Source organism: bacterium (assembly GCA_035691305.1).
GTDB lineage: Bacteria > Sysuimicrobiota > Sysuimicrobiia > Sysuimicrobiales > Segetimicrobiaceae > DASSJF01.
In genome coordinates this window covers 1-24,014 of the sequence record DASSJF010000066.1, presented here as the reverse complement: position 1 = coordinate 24,014, position 24,014 = coordinate 1, and the positions used below count along the sequence as shown (strand labels likewise).

Here is a 24,014-nt window from a genome sequence, read left to right as displayed (position 1 = left end):
GGTCGCGTCGCAGGCCGGCACGTCCGTATACCGGCGCCTAGGCTTCGAAAGCCACGGCCGGCGCCACATCTTCCTGCGCGGAGATCCGTACCGCTAGGCGCACCGAGCCGGAGTCCCCCTCCGCGTATGCGCCTTGACAACTTCCTAACGCCGTTAGATTATTTGTAATGGGTGAGGTTTAATTATGGGCGTACGTGAACGCCGGCAACGGGAGCGCGAGGAACTTCGGCGGGCGATTTTGGACACCGCGCGGGAGATCGCCGCGGGCGAGGGCTGGGCGGCCGTGACGATCCGGCGCGTCGCCGAGAAGATCGAGTACAGCCCGCCGGTCATCTACGAGCATTTCAGCAGCAAGGAAGAGATCGTGATCGAGCTGATGCGCGAAGGCTTCCGCCGCATGCTTGGGGAGATGCGCGCCGCGCGGGATGCGCAAAAAGACCCGGTGGACGCGCTGCTCGCGATCGGCCAGGCGTACTGGGCCTTCTCGGTCGCCCACCCGGAGATGCACCTCGGAATGCACGGGGAGACGGCGTTCGAGGCCTGTATGGTCCGGCCGTACACGGCGAGCGGCAAGAACGGCGCGGAATCGCCGGCGCCGCCGCGCCACCGTCCGTTCGAAGAAGTCCACGACCGGAAAGAGTGGGACGAGTTCTTCCGGACGCGGCCGGCCGCGCCGCCCCCGGACGAGCCGTTTCCCGAGACGCGCGAGATCTTCCTGACCGTGCGCGACGCACTGGAACGCGCCCTCGGCCCGCGCGCCGGCGATCTCGAGAGCCTTTCGTGGAAGGTCGTGACCCTCTGGGGCTCGACCCACGGCATCGTGACGCTCGCGATCGCCGGGATGATTCCGAACGGCCGCGAAGCCGGTGGCCGGCTCGTCGCCAAGATGCACCATGACCTATTCTCGGCCTGGCGGACGGAGGCAAAGCCGCGGCGCCCCGTGTCGGGCCGCGCCGCCCCGCCGTCGCGCGGCAGGGCCGCTTCCCGGCGAGGCGGGGCGCGCGCCAAAGCGCGGACGCGCTGACCGTGTCGAGCCGGCCGTCTTGTAAACGACTAGAGAAGTGAACCGGTGAGCAAGCCGCGCAGCCTCGGGCCAAAAGCCCTTCGGCGCGTGGGACTGGGGGAATCGGACATGCGGATGCGGGTCGGGCTCGTAGGGATCGCGGTGGTGGCCGTCCTGGCGTTGTCTTTCGTGGTTCGCGGGATGGGACGTCCCGCCCCGCCGACGCAGGCCGCCGCGCCCGACGTCGCGCCGGTGACGGTTGTCCCGGCGACGTCCGGCGACGTGGTGAGCCGCGTGCTGGCCACAGGGACCGTCACAAGCATCCGCGATGCGAACCTGGGCTCCAAGCTGTCCGGCCGCGTCGCCGCCGTGCTCGTCGACGAGGGTACGCACGTCGCCGCCGGCGCGCCGCTCCTCCGGCTTGACACGAGCGACCTCCTCGCGCAGCAGGCACAGGCGCACGCCGCGGTGGCGGCCGCCCGCGCCCAGCTGCAAAAGGTGCTGACCGGCGCGCGTCCGCAGGAGCGCCAGCAGAGCGTGGACGCCGTCTCGCAGGCGCAGGCCGCCCTTGAGTCTGCCCAGGCCTCGGTGCGGCTCGCGCAGGCCACGGTGGGGCGCGACCGCACCCTGCACGCACAGGGCGCGATCTCGCAACAGGACCTCGATCAGGCCACCACCCAGTTGAGCGTCGCGCAGGCCCAGGCCGCGCAGGCCCAGGCCGCCTACGACTCCGCCGTGCAGAACGCCGCCCTCGTGCGCATCGGATCGCGCGAAGAGGACATCCAGGCCGCCCGCGCGCAGCTCGCGCAGGCGCAGGCCTCGCTGGCCGCGATCGACGTACAGCTTCGGGACTCGACAATTACCGCCCCGTTCGCCGGGACGATTACTAGGCGCAGCGTGGAGCCCGGCCAGATCGTCTCGCCGGCAACGACGTCCAACAATCCGTTGCTCGTGCTGAGTCAGGTCGACGATGTGTACGTCGAGTTCATCGTGCCGGCGCAGCATCGGTTCGAGCTCCGCGCGGGGCAGATGGCCCTGCTCGGGGTGGACGGCCTGCCGGGCCAGACGTTCGAGGGCGTAGTCGAGCTCGTCCGTCCGGCCGCGGACGCCGCGAGCCGGTCGTTCGGCGTGCGCATCCTGCTCCACAACACGGCGGGCGCGCTGCGGCCCGGGATGTTCGCCCGCGGCGCGATTACGGTGGGCGTCCGTCACAACGTGCTGCAGATCCCCGAAGGGGCCGTCGTGACCGCGGCGTCAGGACCCATGGCGTTCGTCGTGCGCGACGGCCGCGCCGTCCGCCGCACCCTCACGCTCGGCGAGCACCACGACGGCAAGGTCGACGTCACGGCCGGTCTCCGCGCCGGCGAGATGGTCGTCGTCTCCGGCCAGGACGCGCTGACGGACAACCAGGCCGTCACGGTCCGCCGGTAGGCCGGGGGAGGCACACCGATGCAGTGGCTCGCGGGAATCTCCGTCCGCCGTCCCGTCCTCGCCGCCGTCATCATCCTGGCGATGGTGTTCCTCGGCGCGTTCTCCTACGCCGGTCTCAAGGTCGAGCGCTTTCCGAACGTCGACATCCCGTTCGTCATCGTGACCGTGGTGGACCCCGGGGCTTCGCCGGAAGAGATCGAGACCGACGTCACCAACAAGATCGAAGACGCGGTCAGCTCGGTCAGCGGCGTCGACCACACGCAGTCGACCTCGGCCGAGGGCGTCTCCATCGTCGCCATCCAGTTCGTCCTGGAGAAGAACATCGACGTCGCGGCCCAGGACGTGCAGAACAAGATCAACGGCATTCCGGACCTCCCGGCCGGCATCGATCCGCCGGCCGTTCTGAAGTTCGACCCGAGCGCGATTCCGGTGATGACGCTCGCGCTGTCGGCCAACAAGCCGGTCCGGGACCTGTCCGAATACGCGGACAAGACGCTGCGGCCGCAGCTCGAAGGCGCGAATGGCGTCGGCCAGGTGACGCTGATCGGCGACCAGGCCCGCCAGATCAACATCTGGGTCGACCCGGACAAGCTCGCCGCGTACGGGCTCCCGGTAACGAATATCCTGAACGCGGTGCAGAACCAGAACGTTCAGCTTCCGGCGGGCAACGTCGATCAGGGCAACACCCAGCTCACGCTGCGCGCGCTCAGCCGTGTCACCTCTCCAAACGAGCTCACCACGGTCGGGGTCGCGATGCGCGGCGGACGCCCGGTCACGCTCGGCGATGTCGCGACCGTCGAGGACGGGGCCGCGGACGCGGTGACGACGGCCAACGTCGACGGCACTCCCACGGTGCTGCTGCAGATCACCAAACAGTCCGGCGCCAACACCGTCAACGTCGTCGACGCGCTGAAGGCGCGGTTGAAGAGCATCGCGCCGCTGCTGCCCGCCGGCTACAACCTGCGGGTCGTTCGGGACCAGGCCGTCTTCGTGGAGGCCTCGACCGGCGCGGTGCAGGAGCACCTCCTCATCGGGTCGCTGCTGGCCGCGCTCGTCGTGCTGCTGTTCCTCCGCAACTGGCGGCCGACGATCATCGCCGCGCTCGCGATCCCGACGTCGATCATCAGCACGTTCACGCTGATCTCGGCGCTCGGCATGACCCTCAACATGATCACGCTGCTCGCGCTGGCCCTCGTCGTCGGCATCGTGATCGACGACGCGATCGTCGTGCTCGAGAACATCTACCGGCTGATGCAGGAGAAGCGGCTGCCGCCCGTCCAGGCGGCAATCGAGGGCACGCGCGAGATCGGCCCGGCCGTGACCGCGACAACGCTCAGCCTGATCGCGGTGTTCCTGCCGCTCGCGTTCATGAGCGGCATCGTCGGCCAGTTCATGAAGTCCTTCGGCTGGACGATGGCGTTCTCGATCGCGGTCTCGCTGCTCGTCAGCTTTACACTCACGCCGTCACTGTCCGCGCGGTGGCTTCGGCCGGCGCGCCCGAAGGCGGCCAACGGCGCGTCCGGCGCGGGGAGCGGCGCCGGCCCCGCGGTGCGCGTGACCGCCGACGGCGCGGTGGTCGACACGGGCCTGGCCGCGGACGCCACCGCCGAGCGCGGGCGCTTCTACGGGATGCTCGACCGCGGCTATCACCGGCTGCTCGAGCGGGCGCTGCGACGGCGGTGGGCGGTGGCCGCGCTCACGCTCGTGACGCTCGTCAGCATCGGCCCGCTCGGCGCCGCCGTGCACAAGAACTTCCTGCCGGAGGACGATCAGTCGCAGCTCGAGGTCGTCGTGCGCGCGCCGGAGGGCTGGACGCTCGACGCGACCGACCGCTTCGGCACGCAGCTCGCGTCGGAGATCCGCCGGCTGCCCGGGGTGGACTACACCCTTGTCACCGCCGGCGATGATCCGCAGCACACGCCGAACCGCTTCACGATCTTCGTGAAGCTCGTCGACATCGGCAGGCGCCACCTGCCCCAGAACGCCTACTACCGTCTGATCCGGGAGCGGATTCTGGCGCGGTACGCCTACCTCGGTCTGCAGAGCCAGGTCGAGGCGACCTCGGAGTTCGGCGGCAGCGGCGGCTTCCAGCCGGTCGACTACGTCGTGAGCGGCCCCGATCTCGCCGTGCTGACGCGGACCGGCGACCGCGGCCTCGAGGTGCTGCGCTCCATTCCGGGCGTGGTGGACGCGCGGTCGTCGCTCGTGAGCGGTGCGCCGCAGCTCGGCATGCGCGTGGACCGCCAGCGGGCGGCCGACCTTGGCGTCAACGCCGTCGACGCCGCGAACGCGATGTACATGCTGGTCCAGGGCATCGAGGTGAAAACGGCCAAGTACACCGAGGCCGGCCAGCAGTACAAGATCGTCATCCGCGCCGACAAACTGCACCGCAGCAACGAGCAGGTGCTGGCGGAGCTGCCCGTCGCGTCCTCGACCGCGGGGCTCGCCGCGCTCGAGCAGGTGGTCGCGACGAGCCGTGGCGCGGGACCGAGCGAAATCACGCACTACAACCGCAAGCGGCAGGTCGAGCTCACCGCGAATCTGCTCCCGGGGACGTCTCAGGGCGCGGTGCTGCAGCAGCTCGACCGCAAGATGCGCGCCCTCAATCTCGGGCCGGCGTACGATCTGACCTTCACCGGTCAAGCCCTCGAGCAGGGCCGGCAGGCCGCCGCGTTCATGACCTCGTTCATGCTGTCCTTCGTCTTCATGTACCTGGTGCTCGCGGCCCAGTTCGAGTCGTGGATCCATCCCGTGACGATCCTGCTTTCGCTGCCGCTGACCGTGCCGTTTGCGCTGCTGTCGATCCTGCTGCTGAACGGCTCGCTCAACATCCTGTCCCAGCTCGGGATCCTGGTGCTGTTTGGGGTTGTGAAGAAAAACGCCATCCTCCAGATCGACCGCGCGAACCATCTCCGGGCGGCGGGTCTCGACCGCAACGCGGCGATCATCCAGGCGAGCCGCGACCGGCTGCGGCCGATTCTGATGACGACGATCGCGTTCGTGGCCGGCATGATCCCGCTCGCGATCAGCCGTGGGGTGGGGGCGGAGACGAACCGCGCGATGAGCTCGGTGATCATCGGCGGCCAGGTGCTGTCGCTGCTGCTGACGCTCGTCGCTATCCCCGTGATCTACTCCTACTTTGACGATCTTCAGCGCATGGGCGTGGTCCGGGCGATCGCTCGGCGCTTCGCACGCCGCGGAGGGGCCGCCGGCTCCGCGCAGGCGGCGTTCGGCTCAAGTCCGCCCCCGGCCTCGCAGGGCGCCGGCGGCTCCGAGTAGGGCGAAGCATTGGGACGTTTGACGCGTCGAAACGCGAGGGATATGCTGAATGAGCAGTCAGTCATTTCCCCTGGTTCCTGTTGCCGCGGAGGCGTCCGCTTGAGATGGCTCGCCTGAGCACGACGGCCCGTGCGGTCCGGACGGGTGAGCGGCGCTCGCAAATCCTGCACGCGGCACTCGAGGTCTTCAGCCGCCGGGGCTTTCACGGGGCGACGATTCGGGAGATCGCGTTGGGCGCTCGTCTGGCCGAAGGGACGATCTATCTCTACTTTCCGAGCAAGCTTGACGTGCTGCGCGGCGTGATTGGGTTGATCGCGGAAGACGGGCCGCCGCCGCGGCCGGATGAGTTCGCGCCCGGCGACGACGAGAGCTTCGTTCAGGCCTTCGTCGACGCCCGCGTCAAAACGCTGGCCCGACACGCCTCGTTCATCCGCCTCGTGGTCCACGAGGCGGATCTGCACGAGGACGTCCGCCGAGAGTTCTTCCGGCGGCTGCACGAGCCGTTCGTTGAACGGTTCCGCGCCTATCTCGAACGGCGGATCGCGGACGGCGCGTTCCGTCCGGTGAATACGGAGGTTACCGCGTCGATCTGCTTCCGCATGGTGATGAGTTACATCATGACGCAGCACGTGCTCGGGCTCGTCGGCGTCAAGTTCGACGACGAGGAATACCTCGGCGAGATGGCGGCGCTTATTCTAGGCGGACTCAAGCTTCCGCCGGCCGTGCCGTCTTCCGCGCCCGGCGCGATCAAGAGGGAGGACTGAGATGCGTTTTTGGTTTGTTCGCACGGTTGCGTTCGTTACGCTGGCGGCGACCGCGCTGCTTCCGCTGACCGCGGCCGCACAAACGCAGCCGACCCCTCCGGCTCCGTCAACTCCGGCTCCGTCAACTCCGGCGCCGGCGAGTCCGCCGCCGCGGCCCGCGCCGTTGGCGATCCCGTCCGTGCCGCCGGTCCCAATCGTCGGCGGCGGCGCGCCGCTCACGCTGATCGACGCGGTCCGCCGTGCGCTGGAGCAAAACCTCTCCGTGCGCCAGGCCGCGTTCCAAGTCGCGATCGCGCGCGCGCAGGTGGGACAGGCGGACGCCGGACTCTGGCCGACGGTGTCCGTCGGGGCCAGCAACACGCAGGCGACGGCGCCCGGCACCTCGACCTTGGGCGGCGCGATCAACATTCCAAGCGCCGGGATCACGAACGCCCCCTTCACGGCGGTCGTTCCCGGCACGTCGACGCCGCAGTGGAACGTCCACGGCATCGTCAACTACTCCGTCTACAGCGGCAACGCGGTGCAGGACCAGATCGCGATCGCGCAGGCCAACCTGCGCGGACAGGAAAGCGCGTTCGCGGCGACCGCCGGCCAGACCGTGCTCGCCGTGCGTCAAGCCTATTTCAACTACGTGCAGAGCATCGAGCAGGTCGCGGCCGCGCAGCGCGCCGTGGACGCGTCCCGGGAGAACGTGCGGGTGACGCAGGCCCAGGTCAACGTCGGCACGTCACCGCAGTTCAACCTCCTCCAGGCCGAGGTGCAGCTTGCGCAGGCGCAGCGAACGCTGACCCAGACCAAGGCCGCCGCCGTCCAGGCCGAGCAGCAACTGGCGGCCGTCGTCAACCTCCCGATCTCGACCGCGATCGACGCGACGACGCCGATGGGCCTGCCGACGCCGCCGCCGGACGTCGAGGCGCTCGTAAAGCAGGGGCTCTCCAACCGGCCCGAGGTCGCGCAGGCGCAGGCCGCGATCCAGGCGACCGAGGCCGCGGTCGATCTGGCCGCGGCGGGGCTGCGCCCCATCATCACCCTGACCGGCGGTCCGCAGGTCCTATCCAACAACCTCTCCACGAGCTCGAACGTGACCTGGTCCGCCACGCTTGCGTTGACGCTTGCGATCTTTGACGGCGGTCTCACGCGCGCCAAAGTCGACCAAGCCCGCCAGCAGCTGGCACTGTCGCGCGTACAGCTTGCGCAGACGCAACAGACGGTGGAGGAGCAGGTGCGCGCCGCGTACCTCAACCTTCAGCAGGCCGCGGAATCGCTCACCTCGGCGCAGGCGGGCCTCACCGCCGCGCAGGAGGCGCTGCGGATCGCGAACGTACGGTTCCAGGCCGGCGTCGGGACGCAGCTCGAGGTCGTGACGGCGATTCAGAACCTCGCCGCGGCCGACGCCGCGGTGGTGCAGGCGTTGTTCCAGTACAACCTCGCCCTCGCCCAGATCGACCAGGCTGTGGGGACGCAGATCACGCTCTGATGGCCGACGCCTCCAGCGCACGGCGCCGCCGGCGGCCGATTCTCTTCGCCGTGCTGGCCGCCGTCGTACTGGCGGTGATCGCGTGGGAAGCCGGCCAGGGGTATCTGCGGCGCGCCGACGCCGGGAAGCTCTTCGGCTCCGGGTCGATCGAGGCGACTCAGGTCGACATCTCTCCCAAGATCGTCGGCCGCATCATCAAGCTCTACGCGGCGGAAGGCGACACGGTCCGCGCCGGGCAGGTGCTGGTCAGGCTCGACAGCCGCGATCTGCAGGCCCAGGTGGACCAGGCCAGCGCGAACATCGTCGCGGCCCAGGCCAAAGTCACGCAGGCCGCGTCCGCGATCGAGACGCAGCAACAAACGACCGACACTCAGGTCGCTCAGGCCCGCGCGGCGCTCGAGGCCGCGCGGACCCGCGTGCCGCAGTCGCAGACGACCGTGACCCTGCAGGGGCAAACCGTCGAGCAGGCCATTCAGCAGGCGCGGGCACAGCTCAGCGCGGCACAGGCGCAGGCGGCCAGCGCGCGGTCGAACCTGGCGAAGGCGCAGGCGGACTACGCGCGGGCCAAAGCGCTGTTCGCGGAGGGCGCCATCTCCGCCCAGGACGTCGACGCGGCTCGGGCGGCTTATGACGCCGCGGTCGCCGCCGATCGGGGCGCCCGCGACGCCGTCACGCAGGCGCAGGCCGGGCTCGCGACGGCGCAGTCGAACCGGCTGCAGGTGCCGATCCAGGAGCAGAACGTCCGCGCAAACCAGGCCGCGGTCGGTCAAGCTCAGGCCGCGCTCGCCACCGCGGCGGCCGGCTACACGGTGGTCGAGCAGCGGCGCCAGGATCTCGCCGCGGCCCGCGCGGCGCTGGTTCAGGCGCAGGCGACGCTCCGCTACCAGCAGATCCTGCTCGGGTACGCCACCATCGCCTCGCCGATCGACGGCGTCGTGCTCACCCAAAACAACCAGGAAGGCGAAGTCGTCGCGGCGGGCGGCGCGATCTACACGATCGTGAACCCCGGCGATATGTGGCTGCGCGTCTACATTCCGGAAGACCAGATCGGGCAGATCCACCTCGGGCAGCGGGCCGACATCATGGTGGACACCTATCCCGGCCGGACATTTCCGGCCCGCGTCTCAGAGATCAGCACCCAGGCCGCGTTTACGCCGATCAACGTGCAGTCGCGGGAGAACCGCGTCAAGCTCGTCTACGGGGTGAAGCTGCAGCTCACCAACCGCTACGGCGAGCTGAAGCCGGGGATGCCCGCGGACGCGACGATCTACGTCGGGCCGCCGCGATGACCTCGTGCGCGCTCGACGTCGCCCGCGTGACGCGGCGGTTCGGCGAGCGCACGGCGGTGTCGGACGTGACCTTTCAGGTGCCGCGCGGGGAAGTGTTCGCCCTGCTCGGTCCCGACGGCGCGGGGAAGACGACCCTGCTGCGGATGTGCTGCGGGGCGATTCCGCCGACGTCCGGCCGCATCATCGCGGACGGGACCGACATCGCCCGGAATCCGCTCGTCGCGCAGGCCGGGATCGGCTACATGCCGCAGCGCTTCAGCCTGTACGGCGATCTGTCGGTCCGGGAGAACCTGGACTTCTACGCGGACCTCTTCGACGTGCCGCGGGAGGGCCGCGCCGCGAAGACGGCCGCGCTGCTCCGATTCGCCGGGCTGACGGACTTCCACGGCCGCCTTGCCCAGGCGCTCTCGGGCGGCATGAAGCAAAAGCTCGCGCTCGCCTGCACGCTGATCCACTCGCCGTCGCTTCTGCTGCTCGACGAGCCGACGACGGGCGTGGACCCGGTGTCGCGCCGAGAGTTCTGGCGGCTCCTGTACGAACTGCACCGCGGCGGCGCCACGATCGTCGCCAGCACGCCGTACATGGACGAGGCGGAGCGGGCCACGACGGTCGGCTTCATGTACGAGGGCCGCCTGATCTCGGTCGAGCCGCCCGACGCGATGCGCCGGCGGATGCGCGGCGAGGTGGTGGAGCTGCTGGCGGAGCCGCGCGAGACCGTGCGCCGGGTGCTCGCCGCGTCCCCGTACGTACTGTCGCACATGGTGTTTGCGGACCGGCTTCACGTCGTCGTGCGGAACGCCGCGGAGGCGGTGCCGGCGCTGCGCGCCGATCTCGCCAGGGCCGGCGCGACGGTGCTCGAGGCCGAACCGATCGCGCCGTCGCTCGAGGACGTGTTCATCTCGATGATCGAAGCGCACGGCCGCGAAGACGGTGCCGGCGCGGCCGGAACGGCCCGTGCCTGAGCCCGCGGCGCACGCCGTCGGGCTGACGCGGCGATTCGACTCGTTCGTCGCGGTCGACCACATCTCGTTCGACATCCCGGTGGGCGCGATCTGGGGGTTTCTCGGACCGAACGGCGCCGGCAAGTCCACCACGATCCGTATGCTGTGCGGCATTCTCGAGCCGTCGGAGGGGCACGCGACCGTGCTGGGGTACGACATCGTCCGCCAGGCCGAGGCGATCAAGGCCCGCATCGGCTACATGTCGCAGCGCTTTAGTCTGTACGACGACCTGACGGTGGAAGAAAACCTAGCGTTCTACGCCGGAGTCTACGGCCTCGGCCGCGCCGAGGCGCGCCGCGCGATCGATGAGTGGATCGGCCGTGCCGGCCTGCGCGGCCGTGAGCGGACGCTGGCCGCGGAGCTCTCCGGGGGGTTCAGGCAGCGGCTTGCGTTCGGCTGCGCGGTGCTGCACCGTCCGCGCATGGTGTTCCTGGACGAGCCGACGAGCGGCGTCGACCCCGTGAGCCGCCGGAGCTTCTGGGATCTCATCGACGACTTCGCGGCGGGCGGCATCACCATCATGGTGACGACGCACTACATGGACGAAGCGGAGCACTGCGACACGCTGGCGTTCATCTTCGGCGGCCGCATCATCGCCGCGGGGACGCCGGCGGAGATCAAACAGCGCATGTCGGGTGCGCTGCTGGAGGTACGGGCGAGTCCGATCGAGCAGGCGCTGGAAGCCCTGCGCGGGCAGCCGGACGTGCGGGACGTGGCACTGTTCGGCCGCGCGATCCACGCGACCGTGGACGACCCGTCGGCCGCGGAGCGGCTGCGGACGGCGCTCGCCGCGGCCGGCGTGGCGGTGGAAGGCATCCGGCCGGTCCACCCGTCGCTGGAGGACGCGTTTGTCTCGCTTGTCGAGCAGGACGCCGCCGGCGCCCGCGGCGGGTCCGCGACGCCCGCCCCCGGAGGCGCGCCGTGAACGTCCGCCGGATGTGGGCCGTCGTGCGCAAAGAAGTGCTGCATCTGCTGCGCGACCGCCGGACGCTGGGGACGATGATCTCGCTGCCGATCATGCAGCTGTTTCTCTACGGGTACCTGACGAACGACGTCACGCACATCCCGACCGCCGTGTTCGATCAGTCGCGTACGCCGGAGAGCCGGACGCTGCTGCAGGCGTTCGTCAACACAACGTACCTCGACATCAAGTACTACGCCGGCAGTTTCACGGTCGTGCAGCAGCTCATCGACGGCGGCGACGCCAAGATCGGGATCCTGATCCCGCCCGACTACGCGACCCGGCTGCGCAGCGGGCGCACGGCGCAGGTCGGCGTGATCGTGGATGCCTCCGAGCCGACGTCGGCGAACGTGGTGCTCGGCCTCGCGGGGGGCGTCGGCCAGTCGCTGTCGACGCAGTTGATCGTTCAGCGCGCCGGCCGCCTCGGCATCCCGCCGCCGCCGCAGCTCATCGATGTTCGGCCGCGCGCCTGGTACAACCCCACGCTCTCGAACGTCTACTTCATCGTGCCGGGCATCATCGCGGTCGTGCTGGTGTTCGTGACCACAATTCAGGCGGTGACCGTCATCGTCCGCGAGCGCGAGCGCGGGACGATCGAGCAGCTCGTCGTAACGCCGATCACCGGCATCGAGCTGCTGCTCGGCAAGATCATCCCGCTCGTCGGGCTCGGATACCTGGAAATCACGATCACGCTCCTGCTGGCCAGCCTGTGGTTCGGCATGCCGGTCAAAGGCAGCCTGCTCCTGCTCTACGCGCTCTCGCTGGCGTTCTTCTTCAGCACCCTCGGGATCGGGGTGCTGATCTCGACGGTGTCGAAGACCTTCCAGCAGGCCGTCCAGGTCGCGCAGATGATCCTGCTCCCGAGCATCCTGCTGTCGGGGTTCATCTTCCCGCGGGAGTCGCTGCCGTACTGGCTGCAGGTGATCGGGGGAATTTTTCCACTGACCTATTTCGTCGTGGTGATCAGGGGGATCCTCATCAAGGGCGTGGGCATCGAGTCGCTGTGGAAGCAGATCCTGCCGCTGCTGGCGCTCGGTCTCTTGTTCTTCGGCGTGTCGATCACCCGGTTCCAGAAGCGCGTGGACTAGGAGCCGCGATGCGCGAGACGAGTGGAGTGGATGCGCGGCAGTTCCGGGAGGCGATGGCGCGGTTTGCCACCGGCATCACGGTGATCACCGCGCCCGCCGCGGACGGGCCGCACGGAGTCACCATCAACGCGTTCGCGTCGCTGTCGCTGAAGCCGGCGCTCGTGCTGATCTGCATCGAGCACGGACGCTACACGCTGCAGGTCCTCGAGGCCGCCGGCGTCTTCGCCGTCAACGTGCTCGCGGAGGGGCAGGAGCATCTGTCGCGCTTCTTTTCGACCGATTCGCGCCCCGAGGGGCCGCACGCCTTCGACGGCATTCCCCACCGCCCCGGGCGCCTCGCGCCGCTGCTCGAGGGGTGCCTCGCCGTCGCGGAGTGCCGCGTGACCGCGAGATATCCCGGCGGCGACCACACCATCTTCGTCGGCGAGGTCGAGACCGCGGAAGTGTTCGGGGATCGGCGGCCGCTCGTCTACTACGACCGCGGCTATCGCAGACTCACGAGTTTGTAGGATCGAGACGGCCGCGTTCCGGCGCGGCGCGCGGGAGGGAGCGGACATGAGCAAGCGGATTGTCAGAACGGAGGAGGCGCCCGAGGCGATCGGGCCGTACTCGCAGGGCGTCGTCGCCGGCGGCTTCGTGTACACCGCCGGACAGCTCGCGCTGGACCCCAAGACCGGGCAATTGGTGCCGGGCGACGTGCGGATCCAGACGAAGCGTGTGATGGAGAACATCAAGGCGATCCTCGAGAGCGCGGGCACCTCGTTCGCCAACGTGGTCAAGACCACGGTCTTCCTGCGCGACATGAACGACTTCGGCGCGATGAACGAGATCTACGGTTCGTACTTCCAGGAGAATCCGCCCGTGCGCTCTACGTTTCAGGTGGCGAAGCTGCCGCGGGACGGCGCGGTCGAGATCGAGGTCGTCGCCCTGCTCAAGTGAGGCCGCGGCCGCCGGCGGGATACGCCGCTTGCCGCGGGCGGCCGGACGCGCTACGATCCCGATGGAACTGGGGGGTCGGCTAACGGTAGGCCATCAGACTTTGGATCTGAGAGTCCTGGTTCGAATCCAGGCCCCCCAGCCATAGCACAATAAGGATTCTCGGAACGGGCCCACGCCGCTGAAGGGCCAGTTTGCTCATCAATGCTCATCAGGTGAAACGAGCTTGATGACGCCCAACGCGCCGATCAGATGTCACTGGCCTTGCTCGCCGCGATCGCGGGATCGACGCGTCGGTTACCATCGGACCGGTGGAGCTTCCCGATGGCCGGCGTGCGGGCCTCATCAATCGAGGTACGACCCGCTACCAGTTCAAGTGGCGGGCGGATCTCGGATTGTCGCCGTCCGCCCGTAGCCGCCCCCTCCCCGCACTTGGACGTCGCGTCCACCCGCTCGCCCCCAGGTGCCGCCCCCGAAGATCAACCGAAAATGGGTGCGCTCGGTGACCTTGTCAACCGTTTGAAATAAGGTGCGCTTCATCTCCTCAAACTGGGCGTCGCGACGGAGCCGAAGCCTCGCCCGACCCACGTGGGTTCGTTGCGAAAACATTGATGACTTGTCCGGTCATCTATTCCCTTGCAGGCGCAGATCTTGGTCCATCAGGCGCCCGATCGGGGATTCAGACGTGTGCCGGATACCCGGTCTGCACCGGTCTTGGTAGCGTGGAGTCATAAGTGTGACCGGGGGTGCAGCATGGCCGAGGCCGACACGGAGTCACGCCGAGCGTTTCTTGAGAAAGTCGCGTCCGGGATGTTCGCCGGCATGGCGATGGCGGGCGTCGTGGTTAAGACCCAGGCGGTCGACGCCGCCGCGCAGCCGGTGACGGGCGCACCGCCGTTTCGCATTGCCGCCGCGACCGACGAGGATGTCTTGATCCGGATGCAGCGCGACCTCGCGCGGGCGCTTGCGAAGCCCGTGAACGAACGCCGGTGGGGGATGGTCATCGACACGCGCAAGTGCATCGGCTGTTCCTCCTGTACGGTCGCCTGCGTCATGGAAAACAAGTTGCCTCCGGGCGTTGTGTACCGGCCCGTGATCGACACCGAGGTCGGCGATTTCCCCAACGTCACCCGCAAGTTCCTGGCCCGTCCGTGCATGCAGTGTGACAACCCGCCGTGTGTATCGGCATGCCCGGTGGGTGCCACATGGAAACGCGAAGACGGCATCGTCGAGATCGATTACAACGCCTGCATCGGTTGCCGCTACTGCATCACGGCCTGTCCATATCAGGCCCGAACGTTCGATTTCGGGGAACACTGGACCGATCAGGCGGCCACGGGCAAGGATGGCGCACTGTCATTGGAGACTGGCCGTCGGTACCAAGACGAACCGAGCCTCGAATACGGCCAAGAGTGGACGCGGATGGAAGGCATCATTCCTCGCAGCCCTGTGGGGAACGCCAGGAAGTGCACCTTCTGCGCCCACCGGCTGCAGGCGGAGATGCTGCCGGCATGCGTGAGCACTTGCATCGGCCGCGCGACGTTCTTCGGCGACCTCAACGATCCTCAATCGCTCGTTTCCGAGCTTATCGCCCGCAACAACGCCGTAAGACTTAAGGAAGAGCTGGGCACCGAACCCAAGGTCTACTACCTCATTTAGGAGGGGCCGGTGATGACCAAGCGCGTGAATGTCCTGCTGTGGGTGCTTTGGGCGCTGCTGGCCGTGTTCGGCGGCGTCGGCATTGCGGAACGGCTCCTCCTTGGGCACCGGCTGAGCGCGTATACCAGCTACGTCCCCTGGGGGCTCTGGGTGGCGGCGTACATCTACTTTATCGGTCTCTCCGCCGGCGCGTTCTTGCTCTCCAGCCTGATCTACGTGTTCGGCGTGCGCCGGCTCGATCAGATCGGGCGTCTTTCGCTCTACGTCGCCATCGTCACGCTGCTCATGGCGTTGCTGACGATCTGGTTCGACATTGGGCACATGGAGCGGTTCTGGGAGGTGTTCAGCCGCCCCCAGTTCCACTCGATGATGGCGTGGATGGTCTGGCTCTATACCGCCTACTTCGTGCTGCTCCTCGGCGAACTGTACTATGCGATGCGGCGCGGCTGGATCCCGCTTGCGCCGGCGCAGCTCGACCGTGACAATCGCCGGCTCCAAGTCCTCGGGACGATCGGCGTGCCGCTCGCGATCGCGTTCCACGGCGGCGTCGGATCGCTGTTCGGCACCGTGGTGGCGCGCGACCTGTGGCACAGCCCGATCTATCCCTTGCTCTTTCTCGCCGGGGCACTGATCTCCGGCGGCGGCCTGATCACCTTCGTCGTGGCCTACCTCTGGCCGACCCGGGATGACGCATGGCGCGATCTCACGCAGTCCCTCGGCAAGATCGTGCTGGGCCTGCTTGCGGTCGGCGTGCTGCTGGAATGGGCTGAGTACTCGATCCCGATGTGGTACGGGGTCGGCCAGGAGTACACGCGTCTCGTGTACGTGCTGTTCGGTCCGTACTGGTACGTCTACTGGGGGATCCACGTGCTGTTGGGCGTGGCCGTCCCCGTGCTCATGCTCTGGCGAAGCCGCAACCCCTTCACGATCGGGGCGGCGGGCGGCCTGATCGCCGCGACGTACTTCGCGGAACGTCTCAACCTGGTCATCCCCGGGCTGGTGTTCCCTGAGTTGAAGGGACTTGAGTCCGCCTATCTGAGTCATCGCCTCAGCTACGCGTACTTCCCAAGTTTGTTCGAGTGGCAGGTCGCCGCGGGAGTCGCCGCGATCGGCATCGCGCTTTTCTATCTGGGCTATCGGTATCTGCCGCTTGTGGGCGCGCACGCGCGCCTGAGAGGGGTGGCATGATGGACATCTCTCGCCGCAACTTATTCAAGGCCGGCGCGCTCGCCGGCACGGGCGTGCTTCTCGGCAGTGCCGGGCCACGTCTCATCACTCTCGCCGCCCAAAGGGCCACGCGCGATCCCGGTGCAACCGCGTACCTGCTGGCGCAGCCGGACAACGTGCTGTACGGTGCCTGTCTCCAGTGCAACACGCAATGCACGCTGAAGGTGAAGATGCAGGACGGCCTGCTGGTCAAGATCGACGGGAGCGCGTACAGTCCCATGACGCTCCAGCCCCATCTGCCGTACGCCACTCCGCTCGACGCGGCCGCGAAAGTCGATGGATCGATCTGTTCAAAGGGGCAGGCAGGGGTCCAGACGTTGTACGATCCGTACCGTATCCGGAAGGTGCTCAAGCGGGCCGGGCCCCGCGGCTCCGGCAAGTGGAAGGCGATCCCGTTTGAGGAGGCCATCGCCGAAATCACGGCCGGCGGCAAGTTGTTCGCCGACGCCGGAGAGCAGCGTGACGTCCCCGGGTTCAAGGAGGTGTTCGTCCTCCGGGACGGCGCCCTGTCCAAGGCGATGTCCGATGACGTGACGGCCATCCGCGCCGGGAAGCTGACCATGGACGCGTTCAAGACGAAGTACGCGGACCATCTGAACGTCCTCATCGACCCGGATCATCCCGACCTTGGGCCCAAGAACAACCAGTTTATCTTCCTCGGCGGGCGGATCAGTCCGGACCGGGAGCTCTTCGCGCAACGGTTCACCTACGGCGGGCTCGGATCGGCCAACTGGTACGGCCACACAACCATTTGCGAGCAGGCGCACCACGTCGCGTTTCAGTACGCGACCGCGCAGTGGAAGGAAGACAAGGGCAAGTTCGGTTGGGCCAAGGGCACGAACCACATGAAGCCCGATTATACTCAGGCCGAGTTCGTTATCTTCTGGGGCACGGGGTTCGCGGAAGCCAACTTCGGACCGCCGCCGCTCAGCCCGCAGGTCACGCAGGCCGTCGTGGACGGCAAACTGAAGATCGCTGTGATCGACACGCGGCTGTCGAAGAGCGCCGCCCACGGCTGGTGGATCCCGGTCAAGGCCGGCGGAGACTTCGCGCTGGCGATGGGCATGATGCGCTGGATGCTCGAGCACGGCCGGTACGACGAGAAGTTCCTCCGCAACGCGAACAAGGCGGCCGCCGCGGCGGGCGGCGAGAAATCGTGGACCAACGCCACTTGGCTTGTGAATGTCAAGAACGGCAAACTGGTGAAGGCCGCGGACCTCGAGATTGGCGACGCGAACCAGTTCGTGGCGCTTGTGAACGGCACGCCGACCGCCGTGAATCCGGACGACGACAAGTCGCCGGTTATCGGCGACCTCGACGTCGCGGCGACCCTTGGAGGCGTGGACGTCAAGTCGGGGTTCCGGCTGCTCAAGGACGCCGCGCTGGCGCACCCACTGGAGTTCTACGCTGAGGAGAGCGGTCTCGACCTGGCAACGATCGAGCGCCTCGCCACCGAGTTCACCGCCCACGGCAAGAAGGCCGCGATCGATTTCTATCGGGGCCCGATCAAGGTCACGTACGGCTACTACGCGGCGCAGGCCATCATCACCCTCAACTACCTGCTCGGAAACGTCGACTGGAAGGGCGGGTTGGTCCCAGGCGGCGGCGCCTGGAACGCGATCGGCGACAAGCCGGGGCAGCCCTACGACATGAAGAAACTGCACGCCAAAGCCCTTACGACGTTCGGCGTGAAGCTGACCCGCGAGGGCAGCGGGCCGTACGAAACATCAACACTGTTCGCGCGGGACGGCTACCCCGCCAAGCGTCCGTGGTTCCCGTTTACCGGGGACGTTTACCAGGAGGTCATCCCGGCCGCGTATGCAGGCTACCCGTATCCCATCAAGATCCTGTGGCTGCACTACGGCACCCCGGCGTTCGCGACGCCGGCGGGACACCTGCAGATCAAAATGCTGCAGGACACGGACAAGTTTCCGCTCTTCATCGCGACCGACATCGTGATCGGCGAAACCAGCATGTACGCCGACTACATCTTCCCGGACATCACGTATCTGGAGCGCTGGGGGAATCCCCTCGGGACCAGCCCTGCGACCATCACGAAGACGACGAAGATCCGCCAGCCGGTGGCCGCGCCCGTGCCGGAGATCGTGTCCATCGACGGTGAGCCGATGCCGATCAGCATGGACGCGATCATGATCGCGGTGGCCAAGCGCGTTGGCGCGCCGGGCTACGGTCCCAACGGCTTCGGGCCGGGTCTTAACTTCAACCGGCCGGAGGACTTCTACCTCAAAATGGTGGCGAACGTGGCCTGGGGCGACAAGGATGGGGATGCGGTTGCTGAAGCGAGCGAGGCGGAAATCGCGACGTTCCGCAAGGCGCGACGCCACCTACCGCCGGCGGTTTTTGATGAAGCCAAGTGGACAGGCGCGGTGGGGCCGGAGCTTTGGCGACGGGTGGTCTACGTGCTGAATCGAGGCGGCCGGTTCGAAGCCGCGAACAAGGCGTACAACGGCGCGTACCTCGGGCACCCTTGGGGCAAGCTACTTGCTTTGTACGTCGAGCCGGTCGGTTCCGCCAAACATTCGATTACGAGCGAGCATCTCTCGGGTGTGCCGCGGTTCGAGCGGATGAAGCATCTGGACGGTAAACCCGTGCAGGCACCGCCGGAGTACGATCTCGCGCTGATCACGTACAAGGAGATCTTCGGGACGCAAACTCGCACGGTCGGTAACTACGCCGGTCAGCAGGCCCTGATGCCGGAGAATTTCATCTACGTCAATAAGGCGGACGCCGGCCGCCTCGGACTCCAGGACGGGGATATCGCACGGATCGTCTCCCCGACGTTCAGCGGAGAGTTCGACGTAGCGCCGGGCATGACGTCACGGGTGGAAGGTAAGGTGAAGGTCATCAGCGGACTGCGGCCGGGGACGGTCGCCGTCTCGTTCCACTTCGGTCACTGGGCCTACGGCGCGAACGACGTCACGATCGACGGGGTGCGCATCCCGGGCGATCCGACGCGCCGCACCGGTCTCTCGACCAACCCTGCGGTACAGGTCGACGGGTATCTCAAAGATGTCTGCCTTACCGACCCCATCGCCGGCGACTCCGTGTTCAACGGCGTCCAGGTCAAGCTCGTGAATGTCGCAAGCGGGTCGGCGACAGGTATGCCCCGGAGCGGCTATTTCAGCGAAGGACCGCGTATGAGCCTGGCCCAACCGCAGGATGTTGAGGACGCCCGGTGGGTGGCGCAAGAGGCTCTCGAGGTCGTCAAGGGGCGCAGGCGGTCCCGAGACCTGCAGGCGTACGTTGCCCGCCGGGTTAGGCGGAGCCAGTAACGGCCAACGCACAACTGCATGGGGAGGGCGATGCCGGCGGCTCGCCCTCCCAGTTTGTTCGGGGATCGTCCTGCCGCACGTCGAAATCACCGTAGCAGCGTAGATGGCTGCCGTGACGGGATGTTCACATCTAGGAGGGGATGCGATGGAGTTACCGGAGCATTACAAGCGGTTTCAGCATCAGTGCCCGGAGGTCTGGAAGGCCTACGACCGGCTAGGTGCAGCGCTGCACGGAGCGGGCCCGCTCGACGCCAAGATGCGTGAGCTCACGAAGCTCGCGCTCGCTGTCGGCGCACGCCACGAAGGCGCGGTCCACGCCCACACACGATTGGCGCTGCAGCACGGCGCCTCCGCCGATGAGATTCGACACGTGGTCCTGCTCGCGCTGACCACGATCGGCTTCCCCGCGATGATGGCCGCGAGCAGTTGGGTCGAGGACATCCTCTCGGGCGCCGAAAAAGGAAAGCGGTAGCGAAGGTTCTGCTCGTGCAGGTTCGGTAACGATGTGTGTTCGGCGGCGGAGCGAAACCTGACTCTTCTTGTCCAGATTACCCCAGATCGGACCCGCGCCCGATGCGCCCTTATTCGTTCAGGGATAGAGTTTAGATATGGCGTCGGCGACAGCCCCGCCGCAGGGTGGGAGGGGCCATTTGTGCACAACCCAACCGTGTCTCGACCTCTATGCGACACATCACGCGCGGCACTAGCGGCGGCCGAGAGAGGGTGAGGTGAGCAGAATGATGTGGCCGTACGGATACGGTCCCGGGTGGGGCTGGATGATCGGCGGGTGGGTTATGATGCTCGTGTTCTGGGCGCTGGTGATCATCGGAATCGCCGCATTGGTCCGCTATTTGAGCGCTGGAAGCGGGAAGACGCCGGCTAGAGAAACCGAGGCCCCGCTCGACATCCTTCGCCGTCGCTATGCGGCCGGAGAGATCACCAAGGAACAGTTCGACGAGATGAAACGGAACGTGGCGTAGGCGGCGGCGCACATGAGATCGGAGAGGAGCACCATGCAGCAGAAGACCGGAGGGTTGAGTGGAGCGCTTCATGCGGCGTTCGTGGTCGGCGCCCTCGTTCTCGCCGTGCCCTTCGTCACGCCAAGCAGCGCCATCGGCTCCGCCCGTCGGACTGTCATCATCGTCGATCCTCAGCGTCCGCCGGCGGCCTCTGTCGTGCAAACGCGGTTGTGCACCCGTTCACCGCTGTGCGAAAACGGGAAGGATGGGATCGATGTCGTTGAGCGCCAGTCGGGTCGGCTGCCTGCCGGCGCGATGCCGGCGACGGTGCTGTCGGACACCAACTGCGCTCCGGACTCTTACGGCATCTCGCATTGCCGCAACGTTCTTCGATTGGCCAACGGTGATCGCATTGTCGTACGGCACAGCCATAACATGAGCCTATATCCGTGTCTCGCACCAGGAGAGACCGTGAGCGTAACGGCGTTGCGGTAGCGTTACCGCGCGGTTGCGCGAGCCGGCGGGTTGCTCGATCGTGGCGGGCATCGGTTCACGGTGAGGGCGGCGCCACAATCGATGCCGAACCAGTCTGACACACAACGCGATAGCCCATCGTCCTCAATTCGGCGCAGACCGCCGAACGACGTGCCGCGGTCTCGGGATGATTCTCGAAGGCGCGGGTGAGGGCCGGCTCGGTCTTTTCTTGTTTGCGAAGCCGGTCGAAGAACGCAAGCGATTGGGTCGGGTCGAAGCCGGCCTTGCGGGCATAGATCACGCCGTAACGATCGGCCTCGTATTCCTTGTCGCGCGAGTACTGGGCGTTGACCAGCTGCCGGCCGATCTGGGTTAGCACGTAGGCCGGATAACTCCCGCCGAACACGACGCGCAGGAGGATCGCCGCGCCAAACTGTGTTTCCAGGTCGCGCTGCGCAAGTTCGACCGCGTGCCGGCGGGCGACGTGCGTAGTCTCGTGGCCGAGGACGAAGGCCAGTTCGTCCCGAGATGTGACGAACCCGAACAGTCCCCGGGTGGCAAATACATAACCGCCCGGCGCGGCGACGGCGTTGACGCGGTCGTCCCGCAAGACGTGGTAGGTCCAGGGCAGGCCCGGCCTCTCGGAGATCGCCGCGAGGCGGCGGCCGGTCTCCCTGAGATACTGCGTGAGCCCCGGGTCGTTGACGAATCCGGGTTTTTGCGCGAGCTGGCGCTCGACCTCGCGTCCGATTTGGATTTCTTGCTGTTCGCTAATCTCGAAGAGCGCCGCATCCGCGTTGGGCGCGGACCGGGGGACACCCCCGAAGGTCACCGATACCGCCGCCAGGATGACGAGCGCGGTTCGTCCGATCCGCAAGAACGGGTTACAATTCAAAGTCGACGAGCGCCGTGACTCCGACGCCGTAGACCCTATGCAGATTGCCGGGAAGCGGATTGAGGCTGTCGACCGGCACAAGGCCGCGCAGGCGAACCGCGCTCATGAACGCCCCCTCGATCTGCGCGACGGCCTGCACCTGATCGAGGGCGGCCTTGGGACCCTGCACCTGCGCCGCGCCGACGTATGCGCCACCCCGGGTGCCGATGCCTACGCCGATGCTCAGAATCGGCACCACCTTGGTCAGTTCTCTGTTCTGTGCCTGATTGTTCAGCATCAGGGTATTGATCGCATCGTTGATCTGCGGACCGAACTGCTTGACGACGTACCCGATGCCAAACAACTTGATGAGCGAGCCGATATTGATGTTGAGCTGCGCCGACGCTATCCCGCCAGCCCCGGCCATCACCACCGCGATGACAGTAACGGCGATAACCCTCCGCCACGCGATGCACACGTCCTTCACCCCCACAGATTCGTCGTTCGCGCGGCGGCGTAAACTCGGCTGCCCGCGTACCCGCTTCCATTGTCGGCCGGGGGCGGTCCCAGAGACAATCAGGCGTGGGTGGTAATGGCCATCCATGACCGATCTGAGGGACGAGCCGGACGCACCCGCGGCGGCTCGTGAGGAAACCGGAGTGATCTTATCAGGATTAGATCAACTAGCCGATTCCGGTCGCTTTTCGGACCCGGCGCGGATGGCCGTTACGATCTCCGCCCGATTGTCCTTCGGAGTACCACGTCCGACCATGGGGTTTAAGGAAAGCTTCTAGGCGCTCCGGGGGATCGGTGCTTACGAACCGCATGCTGCGCCGAGCGTTCGTCGCTGCCGCGGCGCTGCTGTTTGTGCTGATCGGGCTTATTCTTGTGCCCTTTGTGGTGCCGGCCGATCGGTTTCGACCCTTGATCATCCGTTTGGCCGAACGCGGTACCGGCCGCAGGGTTGAGGTGGAGACACTTCGACTGCGGTTGCTGCCAAGCGTTCGCCTGCAGGTCGTCAACCTCCGCATCAAGAACCCGCCGGACTTCCCGGCCGGCGACGCGCTGGTGGTGAAGTCGATGGATGTCATGACGACGCCGGCGAGTCTGTTCGCGCGGCGGCTGGATGTGACGCGTGTGTCGCTCGACGGGGTCCAAATCAATCTCGTTCGTAGTGCCGCGGGAAAGAGCAACTACGACTTCTCGGACTGGTTCGGCCGGCCCGCGGCGCTCCCACCAGCCGACGGCGGCGACCGTCAAAACGCCGCTGCGTTCACCGTGGACCGGGTGCACTCGATCCACGCTCGCCACGTTGGGATCGCGGAGGGCACCTACGAGCCTCTCACCGGCCGAGTTGTGCCGCAATTCACTGTCGACGGGCTCGACGTTCAAGTCGGCGGCATTCATTTCGACGCGCCGAATTGGGTCGACGCAGTGACGATCGGGGTCAATCTGCGGGGCCTGGGCTTCAGCAGCCCCGCGTTGTTGAAACCTATTCAGTTCCGCGACGGACGCATCAGGATCGCCCGTGGCGGTGCGGACGGGACTTTCTCAGTCGCGCTGGACACGCTGCGGGTCGATGGCGTCGTCAAGATTGATGACCTCAAGCATCCGGTCGCCGACTTTGACGTCTCCATTCCCGAGCTCGACGTCGACAGGTTGAAGATACTGGTGACCACCGGCAAGATCGGGCCGCTGCCTGTGGGCGGACCGGGCGGCCCGGGCCCGCTCGCGAAGGGCCGTTTTACGATCGGCAGGCTGATCGTCCGGCCATTCGACGCGCATGCGGCGGCCGGCCGGATCACGATGTACAAGGACAGGGCGGAGCTCAACGCGTACAGCCTGTCCGTATTCGGAGGCACCGTGCGAGGCGCCGGCGCCGTCCGGTACGCACCGAGGCGCGAGCCGGCGCAGATAAGTGCCGTGATACGGGGCGTGGACGTGGCCGCCGCGGCGAAGGCCGTGGGTGCCGCGATGCCGCTGGGATTCGCCGGGGCACTGGATGCCGACGCGCAGATTACGGTGCCGTCGGCGCCGGCTCCGCTCGCCGCGCCGCAGCGCGATCCCTTGTCCTCGCTCGCAGCCGACGGCACGTTCGCGCTACGAGATGGCCGCGTTTCGGGCCTGGCGCACCCGCTCCAGATTTCGAGGGGAACATTCAGCGTCCGGGCGGGCGCGGTTCGCGGCACGTTTGCCGCCTCTCTCGGTACGCTGACAGCGCAGGGCACGGTCAGCCTAACCGGTTCGAAGAGCCCGCCCGTCGATTTCGACATTGCCGTTCCCGATCTCGACCTTGACC

Annotated in this window: 20 protein-coding genes and 1 tRNA gene; 19 read left to right on the top strand and 2 right to left on the bottom strand. The window is 67.2% G+C overall.

Features of this window, described 5'->3' with window-relative positions; all coding sequences use genetic code 11:
* Positions 1-184: 184 nt before the first annotated feature.
* From VFL28_12160 to VFL28_12075, 18 genes are all read left to right on the top strand, one after another.
* Complete coding sequence (locus tag VFL28_12160) at positions 185-1,024, top strand: helix-turn-helix domain-containing protein (GenBank protein ID HET7265416.1); 840 nt, start codon at positions 185-187, stop codon at positions 1,022-1,024.
* Between the two features lie 45 nt (positions 1,025-1,069).
* Positions 1,070-2,434 (top strand): efflux RND transporter periplasmic adaptor subunit, encoded by a 1,365-nt coding sequence (locus tag VFL28_12155; protein HET7265415.1) that lies wholly within the window; start codon positions 1,070-1,072, stop codon positions 2,432-2,434.
* Positions 2,435-2,452: 18 nt separating this feature from the next.
* Positions 2,453-5,713 carry an efflux RND transporter permease subunit gene (locus VFL28_12150; GenBank protein HET7265414.1) on the top strand — a complete coding sequence of 1,087 codons (3,261 nt, stop codon included), beginning with the start codon at positions 2,453-2,455 and terminating at the stop codon, positions 5,711-5,713.
* A 104-nt stretch (positions 5,714-5,817) separates the two neighbouring features.
* Positions 5,818-6,477 (top strand): TetR/AcrR family transcriptional regulator, encoded by a 660-nt coding sequence (locus tag VFL28_12145; protein ID HET7265413.1) that lies wholly within the window; start codon positions 5,818-5,820, stop codon positions 6,475-6,477.
* Between the two features lie 178 nt (positions 6,478-6,655).
* Positions 6,656-7,954, top strand: a complete 1,299-nt coding sequence (locus tag VFL28_12140) for a TolC family protein (protein ID HET7265412.1) — start codon at positions 6,656-6,658, stop codon at positions 7,952-7,954.
* On the top strand, positions 7,954-9,243 hold the full coding sequence (locus VFL28_12135; GenBank protein ID HET7265411.1) for an efflux RND transporter periplasmic adaptor subunit: 1,290 nt from the start codon (positions 7,954-7,956) through the stop codon (positions 9,241-9,243). The genes VFL28_12140 and VFL28_12135 overlap by 1 nt, the downstream gene beginning before the upstream one ends.
* On the top strand, positions 9,240-10,205 hold the full coding sequence (locus tag VFL28_12130; protein ID HET7265410.1) for an ABC transporter ATP-binding protein: 966 nt from the start codon (positions 9,240-9,242) through the stop codon (positions 10,203-10,205). Before VFL28_12135 ends, VFL28_12130 begins: the two co-directional genes overlap by 4 nt.
* On the top strand, positions 10,198-11,169 hold the full coding sequence (locus tag VFL28_12125; protein ID HET7265409.1) for an ABC transporter ATP-binding protein: 972 nt from the start codon (positions 10,198-10,200) through the stop codon (positions 11,167-11,169). Before VFL28_12130 ends, VFL28_12125 begins: the two co-directional genes overlap by 8 nt.
* The gene (locus tag VFL28_12120) at positions 11,166-12,293 is read left to right on the top strand and encodes an ABC transporter permease (protein HET7265408.1); all 1,128 of its coding nucleotides are present in this window, start codon (positions 11,166-11,168) and stop codon (positions 12,291-12,293) included. The genes VFL28_12125 and VFL28_12120 overlap by 4 nt, the downstream gene beginning before the upstream one ends.
* 8 nt (positions 12,294-12,301) lie before the next feature.
* Positions 12,302-12,802 carry a flavin reductase family protein gene (locus VFL28_12115; GenBank protein ID HET7265407.1) on the top strand — a complete coding sequence of 167 codons (501 nt, stop codon included), beginning with the start codon at positions 12,302-12,304 and terminating at the stop codon, positions 12,800-12,802.
* 46 nt (positions 12,803-12,848) lie between these two features.
* Positions 12,849-13,232 carry a RidA family protein gene (locus tag VFL28_12110; GenBank protein HET7265406.1) on the top strand — a complete coding sequence of 128 codons (384 nt, stop codon included), beginning with the start codon at positions 12,849-12,851 and terminating at the stop codon, positions 13,230-13,232.
* Positions 13,233-13,300: 68 nt separating this feature from the next.
* Positions 13,301-13,374: transfer RNA gene (locus VFL28_12105), tRNA-Gln, on the top strand.
* A gap of 608 nt (positions 13,375-13,982) precedes the next feature.
* Entirely contained in the window at positions 13,983-14,888 is a 906-nt protein-coding gene (locus VFL28_12100; GenBank protein HET7265405.1) for a 4Fe-4S dicluster domain-containing protein, read from the top strand.
* A 12-nt stretch (positions 14,889-14,900) separates the two neighbouring features.
* Positions 14,901-16,076 (top strand): NrfD/PsrC family molybdoenzyme membrane anchor subunit, encoded by a 1,176-nt coding sequence (nrfD, locus tag VFL28_12095; protein HET7265404.1) that lies wholly within the window; start codon positions 14,901-14,903, stop codon positions 16,074-16,076.
* A complete protein-coding gene (locus tag VFL28_12090; GenBank protein HET7265403.1) occupies positions 16,073-19,408 on the top strand; it encodes a molybdopterin-dependent oxidoreductase in 3,336 nt (1,111 codons plus the stop codon). Before nrfD ends, VFL28_12090 begins: the two co-directional genes overlap by 4 nt.
* A 145-nt stretch (positions 19,409-19,553) precedes the next feature.
* Positions 19,554-19,880, top strand: coding sequence for a carboxymuconolactone decarboxylase family protein (locus VFL28_12085; GenBank protein HET7265402.1), 327 nt, complete (start codon positions 19,554-19,556; stop codon positions 19,878-19,880).
* A 265-nt stretch (positions 19,881-20,145) separates the two neighbouring features.
* The gene (locus VFL28_12080; protein HET7265401.1) at positions 20,146-20,388 is read left to right on the top strand and encodes an SHOCT domain-containing protein; all 243 of its coding nucleotides are present in this window, start codon (positions 20,146-20,148) and stop codon (positions 20,386-20,388) included.
* Positions 20,389-20,421: 33 nt separating this feature from the next.
* Complete coding sequence (locus VFL28_12075; GenBank protein HET7265400.1) at positions 20,422-20,862, top strand: hypothetical protein; 441 nt, start codon at positions 20,422-20,424, stop codon at positions 20,860-20,862.
* Positions 20,863-20,917: 55 nt separating this feature from the next.
* Here the strand turns inward: VFL28_12075 and VFL28_12070 are convergent, their stop codons facing one another.
* Positions 20,918-21,673, bottom strand: coding sequence for a M48 family metalloprotease (locus VFL28_12070; protein HET7265399.1), 756 nt, complete (start codon positions 21,671-21,673; stop codon positions 20,918-20,920).
* Between the two features lie 52 nt (positions 21,674-21,725).
* The gene (locus tag VFL28_12065; GenBank protein ID HET7265398.1) at positions 21,726-22,208 is read right to left on the bottom strand and encodes a hypothetical protein; all 483 of its coding nucleotides are present in this window, start codon (positions 22,206-22,208) and stop codon (positions 21,726-21,728) included.
* Positions 22,209-22,540: 332 nt separating this feature from the next.
* Between VFL28_12065 and VFL28_12060 the strand changes: the two genes are divergently transcribed.
* Positions 22,541-24,014 (top strand): AsmA family protein (locus VFL28_12060; GenBank protein ID HET7265397.1); only part of this gene is annotated, 1,474 nt, incomplete at its 3' end.